The sequence below is a fragment of the Pseudoalteromonas sp. S4741 genome (assembly GCF_005886135.1).
Lineage (GTDB): Bacteria > Pseudomonadota > Gammaproteobacteria > Enterobacterales > Alteromonadaceae > Pseudoalteromonas > Pseudoalteromonas tetraodonis.
This window is the reverse complement of record NZ_PNCN01000064.1, coordinates 1-6690: the sequence shown is the minus strand read 5'-3', so window position 1 is coordinate 6690 and position 6690 is coordinate 1. Positions and strand designations below refer to the sequence as shown.

The window sequence follows — 6690 nt, the reverse complement described above, 5'->3', positions numbered from 1 at the left end:
TTTATATGGACGACAATCATAAGTGGTTGTGGTTGGTTTACTACCTGCACGTACATACAAGTCAGCATCCCCTGTACCGCCACTCATAGTGAAAGTAACATTGGTTGCACCACTTGGGACTGTCATAGTGTAAAAGTCTTGTGCACTTGCCGCACCGCTTAAACCGGTTTTGACTTCTCCATCAACAAGTTCGTTATCACCCGTTGTTGGCGGTGTACCATCTGATGCTGCAGCAACCGCAGCGGCTGCATCAACAATACCTGTACCACAGCTGGTACACGTAGAAGAAAATGGACGAGTGGTTGTTTTTAAAATACTTTCTATTTCATCAGGAGTCGCGTTTGGTTTTGCTTGTTTGATCAGTGCAGCAACACCCGCAACATGAGGAGCCGCCATTGAGGTGCCTTGCGAAAAGCCATAACTGTCGCTTGATGGTGTTGTTGAACCTGAATTGTAAGTTGATAAAACACCTTCAGAATCATTGGCAAAGCTTTGCGCGCCACCCGGTGCTGCCACATCAATATTACTTCCGTAATTTGAGTAATAAGCGCGGCCACCATTACGGCCAACTGATGCAACATTAACAACACCATTACAGTTACCTGGGTTGTAGTTTGCAGAATTATCGTTATCGTTACCTGCAGCAATAACAACAACTGTGCCGTTGTTACGAGCAGTATTTATGGCATTTTGCGTGGTTGAACTACATGCACCCGCACCACCTAAACTCATGTTAATTACATCAGCAGGATTAGCATTTGCTGATGTACCCGACACATTACCACCTGAGGCCCAAATGATACCGTCAGCAATATCTGAGGTTAAACCGCCACATTTACCCAATACACGCACTGGTACTACTTTGGCGTCATAAGCAACACCAGCAACGCCTTCACCGTTATTTGTTACTGCAGCGACAGTGCCTGCAACGTGAGTACCATGCCAACTAGAGCCTTGTGCACCGTTATTACCACATTCACCAGCTGCAACTGCATCCCCTGGATCGCGAGCATCGTTGTCACGGCCATTGCCATCATTGGCGACTGATAGATTAGAGATCATATCGTAGCCTGGTAAAATATTAGCGTTTAAATCAACGTGAGGGCGGTAGCCCGTATCAAGCACAGCGACAACCACACCACTGCCTGTTGCCGTATCCCAAGCTGCTGGTAAGTTAAGTCCACCGGCTTGCTCATAGTAATGCCATTGATCGCCATAACGCGGGTCATTAGGAGTTGCAAATGGTTTTAGCATTTGATCGACTTCAATATATTCAACATTACCCGAATTAACCATTTCTTGCATGAACTGCTGGGCCTCTTCAGCGTTTAGTTTTTTATCGGCACGCATTACGTGATGGTTATTGAGTGCCATTGCGCGAACATACTTAGCTTTAACTTTGTCTTTTTTTGAGGTGAAGTTTTTTACAAAGCTTTGCGCTTTTTTATTCATCATTGCTGGTGATACATCAGCGGTTGAGGTGCTCATCATATCGTTGTTATTTTTATATTTAATGATGAATTGAGTCTCAAAGCCACCTTGATTTTGTAACTTGGCTGAGGTTTCTGCCATTGAGGGTGCGATTGCTTGCGCTAGGTTAGCCATGCTTGAGCTGGCAGCAAAGAGTGTACTTATTGTTAGCGCAACAGCGCATTTTTTGAATGAATTATTAGAAGTCATAATTACCCTTAGTTTTATTATTATTTGTGAAAATCCACAAAGCGGGTACAAAGGTAAATGATCTGTTAACTACTTTGAAATATTAAATACGTATGTACCTATTTCATTTAGTTATAACCGCGTATTTAGTGCGCTTTCAGTTGTTTTGTATTTGTTTTTCTATTATTAATAATTCTAATGTATTATATTTTTTTGGGGTTTTTTATCATTAATTAACTTTTATTGATAAATTAAAAATAATACAAAAGGGGTGTTGACCTTTGCGGATTAAAATAAGTTCAATCTAGGAAGAGGTTAACCGCGGCGCGCGATTTGTAACCTTGTGGACTAAGTAAAAATCGAGCAAAGCTTACGCATCCTGTTTACGCTCAAGATAAACACGCTCTGGCTATCTGGTTATTATTGAAACTTTGTTATAATTCACAAAAGTTTTTAAGAGATAACTAAATGACTCACGTTGATGTGATAGTGATTGGTGCCGGAGCCGCTGGTTTAATGTGTGCGGCACAAGCAGGGTATCGCGGCCGAAGCGTCACAGTACTTGATATGGGTAAAAAGCCAGGACGTAAAATTTTAATTAGTGGCGGTGGGCGTTGTAATTTTACAAATGAAAATGCAAGCCCTAGCAACTATTTATGCGCTAACCCCCATTTTGTAAAATCGTGCTTAAGTCGCTACACGCAGCACGACTTTGTAGAGCTTGTAGACCGACATGGTTTGGCATATCACCATAAGACACTCGGGCAATTATTTTGTGACAATAGCGCACAAGACATTGTTGATATTTTACTAACCGAGTGTGAGTGGGCGGGCGTTACTATTAAACTGCGCAGCGAAGTGTTAAATGTCGCTCAAACAGCTACCGGCTATAGTGTGACAACTGAACAAGAAACACTTACTTGTGAGTCGCTTGTGGTTGCATCGGGTGGGTTAACCATGCCTAAACTGGGTGCTACGCCAATCGGCTATAAAATTGCAGAGCAATTTGGCTTAAAGATATTGCCGACTATGGCTGCTCTAGTTCCCTTTACCTTACATCAGCACGATAAAGACCGTTTTGAAGGGCTTTCGGGTATTAGTATTCCTTGTGAAGTTGCAAGCGAAGATGGCACCGTATTTAAAGAGAATATTTTATTTACTCATCGTGGGCTATCTGGGCCTGCTATATTGCAAATAAGCTCATTTTGGCGAGCAGGTCAGGCGGTAACGATCAATTTACTGCCTGAACTAGATTTAAAGCAACAGCTAGCTAATTGGCGAGAAACACAAGCGCAAAAATCGTTGAAAAATAGCCTCGCGACTATCCTACCTAAGCGCTTTGTAGAAATACTCCACGCCAGTAACGCCATTCCCGATTGTAATATTAATCAACTAACGCATGGCCAAATAGATGCGCTTGCTGATTATATTCATGCGTGGCAAATTAAACCAAATGGTACCGAGGGTTACAGAACCGCAGAGGTTACTTTAGGCGGCGTAGATACCGACGAGTTGAGCTCAAAGACATTTGAGGCTAAAAAAGCTAAAGGCTTATACTTTATTGGCGAAGTGACCGATGTAACGGGTTGGCTAGGAGGCTATAATTTCCAATACGCGTGGAGCTGTGGATTTGCCGCCGGGCAGTACGCGTAGTCGTTTTTAATCAATTATAAAATTTCGCTGGAAACAGCGTATTAACACGCCACTTCATCTTTGAGGTGGCGTTTATTCCTGCTCTGTTTATAACTTAAGCTTTTAACTCGTCTGGGTAAGTTTATACTGCTGCATTTTGCTATTTGGTTTTTCGGGAATAGTCATTTCTATAATTCCAGCATCAATGGCTGGCTTTAAGTAGCGCTCTCTAAAATGTTTACGGTCTTTTAATCCAAGTAAATTTGTAGCTCTTGTCGGTTTAGTGGCTTTTCGCTTTGGATAAATATATTTAACCTGAACTCTGGATAATAAATCTATCTCAAGCAGCTATTGACGCGTAATTTCGCCTTGTTTTCACTGGAAATCTCTGGCTAGAGAAAATAAATATAAATATCAATTTTGATTCAATACGTTAGTAAATCTCTTAACCAAAGTTCAGGTTACATAGTTAAAAACCCCGATATCACGCAGTGCAGTCGGGGTTTTTAACTTCTAGTGGTTACTCTTCGATAAACGCTTCACCTTCTTTCATCCACTTAGCGGCCGGTTTGCCTTTAAGGTAATGATCAAAGTACTGCATCATACGCACTGAAAAATCGACCTGATTTGGAAATTGTTTTAGGTGATGCGGTTCACCTTCATATTGTAAAAAGGTTGCGTCTTTACCTGCGCGACGAAGCGCTAAGTAATATTGCACGCCTTCATGCCATGGCACCGCATCATCTTTGTCGCCAAACATAATCAAAATAGGCGTGTTTACTTTATCGGCAAAAAAGACTGGCGAGTTTTCAATATAAAGCTCAGGTGCTTCAAACAAATTTTTACCAATACGGCTTTGCCCTGTTTCGTATTGAAATTGGCGTGCAAGTCCAGATTTTAAGCGAATGCCACTGTAAGCACTGGTCATGTTTGATACTGGCGCGCCCGATACCACTGCTTTAAACATATCAGTTTGGGTGATCATAAATGCACTTTGATAACCCGCCCAAGAGTGGCCTTGTAAGCCTATTTTATTAGCATCGGCAATACCTAAATCAATCAGCTTTTGTGTGGCGTTGATCATGGTTTGAGTTGAGGATTTACCAGGGTGACCTATTTCAAAGCGAATATCAGGTAAAAAGATGGCGTAGCCATTTGAGGTAAACATCGGGAAATTAGGGCGATGATTTAATTCCATTTTTGGAAAGTCATACATGCGCTGGCTCATGTAGCGGTAAAAGTACACCACAACAGGCACTTTATCGCCTTTTTTATAACCGGCAGGCTTGATTAATACCCCTTGTAAATCTTCACCATCAAAGCCTTTATAGCTAATGAGTTCAGGTGTTTGTCCCCAAGCAAAGTTGCTTATCTGAGGATTAAGGTTAGTTACGCGTTGTGGTTGTTTAAAGTTAGAGTCTGTTTGATAAATGTCTGGAAATTGCTGATAGGTTTGCTCAGTAAATAAGTATTTATCGGCATTTTTGGCTTTTTTAACTACATCAAAGCGCTTATTACCTGTAAGTAATTTAGTGACTTCAAGAGTTGCTAAATTAAGTTTTGCCACTTCACTTTGCTTGCTTTGTAAATTAATTGCAGAAAGCAGGAGCGTATCATTGTTGTTAAAGCCTACTTGGTTTTTATCAAGTTTGATCACTCTGTATTGCGTATTACTTTTTTTACCATTAGTTAAGCGTTTAGCTTGCTTGGTATTGACGTTAAATGACCAAATATCGTATTTGCTGTAAACCAGTATTTCGCTGCTATCGTTCAGCCAGCCTGCAAAACCATAACCAGGCTGCTTGGATGGATAGTCGTGTTTGTCATCGGCAAACGTGGCGTTAATCGCCTTGCTGAGTACGCTCACTTTATTATTACCTAAGTTTTTAAGCTGTACTTGGTTATTATCAAAGTAAGCAGCAAACTGCCCATTGGGCGCAAGGCTCGGCCTAAATGGATAGTCGTTAATGATAGAAGTCTGTTTACCCGTGTTTATATCAACAGCAAAGTAGTCAGCAAAAAAACCGCCATACATTACTTTTTCAAGATGCGCTAAATTTGAGTAGCCTAACAATGACGTGGCACGCTCAGTATTAAGCGACAGCTCAGGCATATTTGGCGTGCTTAACTGAACGACTTGCTGTGAATTTACATGGTATACCGCAGTGTAATGACGATTTTTATTGTTTTTATGCCACTGCTGCTCTTCGCGCGGTTTTATTTGTGCATCATTGTTGTGCCATACATTTAATCCTTTATGGTCGCGAATTACTTCAAAGTCATACAGTGATGACTCATCTGTGTATTCTTTTTGTTTAACTTTTGCAGCGAGTTTTGGGCGGTTTTCAAAGTATAAACGTGTACCATCTTCGGCCCAAGTTAATGTCGCGGTTTTGCCCATTAACCATTCTGGGTTAGGTGATTGCACAGTGGTTAGCGTGTCGTTTTGCCACAGCGTTAATTCGTACTGACGACGACGCTTATCATCGTTTACATAGTTGCCTAAGGTAAACGCAACGGTTTTTTCGATTGGGTGCCAGGCTATTTTGCTAGCAACCACACCGGGCTCATCAATTAACACGGTGCTGGTAAAATCATCGAGTGAGAATAAAGTAATTTGATTATTGCCGCCATCAACATAGCTTTGACTCACTAATAGCTGATTGCTGGTGGCACTAATGCCATAGGTAAAGGCACTTTCAAGAGTATGAGTGCGCTTATCACTTAAGTTGATGATAACCAGCGGATAGCTTTTATCTTTTTTGTCGGCAGTAATAGCGCTATCGTTGTCGAGTTTTTTATCGTCTTCTTCAGCGTTTTCATTTTTGCGATAGACCAGCCACTGGCCGTTATTAGCTAGCACGTAATCTTTTACATTATTAAAGCTTTGCTGCTCACCGGTTTGGGTGTTCACTAATACTAAGTTATTTTTTAAGTCACTTTTTTTCTTAGTGGTTTCTTTTTCAAGCAGAGTAGGCACCTGCGTAAATGCGACCCAGTTTGCCATTTTGCTAATGGTAGGACGGGTTCCTCGTTCCACCTCAGCAATAAGCTTATTGCTATTGAGTGAGTAGACTTTCCCTGTAGCATCCCCGCGATAAGGGGTTGCACTTAAAGATAGGATTTGACCATTTTCAGAAAGCTGCGTGCCTTTTGCAGATTTAAAATCAAATACATCTTTAAATTCTAATGGCTTATTAGCTAAAGCACTGGCGCTCGTTAAGCTGGTAATAAGTGCACAGCCTACAAGAGTGAGTTGTGTTTTCATTATAGATTCTCGTTTTTTAACATTATTTTATTGTAACGAGTTTTAATAACAATTCGAGTAGATACGATAAGTGGTAGCAGGGCAGAGATGAGAAGTTAAAAATAAAAGGTAAAAGGTGAAAGGTGAAAGGT

At 41.1% G+C, this 6690-nt stretch carries 4 protein-coding genes; 1 reads left to right on the top strand and 3 read right to left on the bottom strand.

All coding sequences use genetic code 11. The features are described 5' to 3' along the window. Positions 1–1680 (bottom strand): S8 family peptidase (locus CWC30_RS10705; protein ID WP_138627056.1); only part of this gene is annotated, 1680 nt, incomplete at its 3' end. A 447-nt stretch (positions 1681–2127) separates the two neighbouring features. On the opposite strand from CWC30_RS10705, the gene CWC30_RS10700 reads away from it, so the two are divergent. Then, on the top strand, positions 2128–3312 hold the full coding sequence (locus CWC30_RS10700) for a BaiN/RdsA family NAD(P)/FAD-dependent oxidoreductase (protein ID WP_069439835.1): 1185 nt from the start codon (positions 2128–2130) through the stop codon (positions 3310–3312). Between the two features lie 102 nt (positions 3313–3414). On the opposite strand, the gene CWC30_RS19135 is transcribed toward CWC30_RS10700, so the two are convergent. Further along, positions 3415–3597 carry a Fic family protein gene (locus CWC30_RS19135; protein WP_349654452.1) on the bottom strand — a complete coding sequence of 61 codons (183 nt, stop codon included), beginning with the start codon at positions 3595–3597 and terminating at the stop codon, positions 3415–3417. Between the two features lie 214 nt (positions 3598–3811). Then, on the bottom strand, positions 3812–6559 hold the full coding sequence (locus tag CWC30_RS10690; protein ID WP_138627055.1) for a S9 family peptidase: 2748 nt from the start codon (positions 6557–6559) through the stop codon (positions 3812–3814). Between the last annotated feature and the right edge of the window lie 131 nt (positions 6560–6690).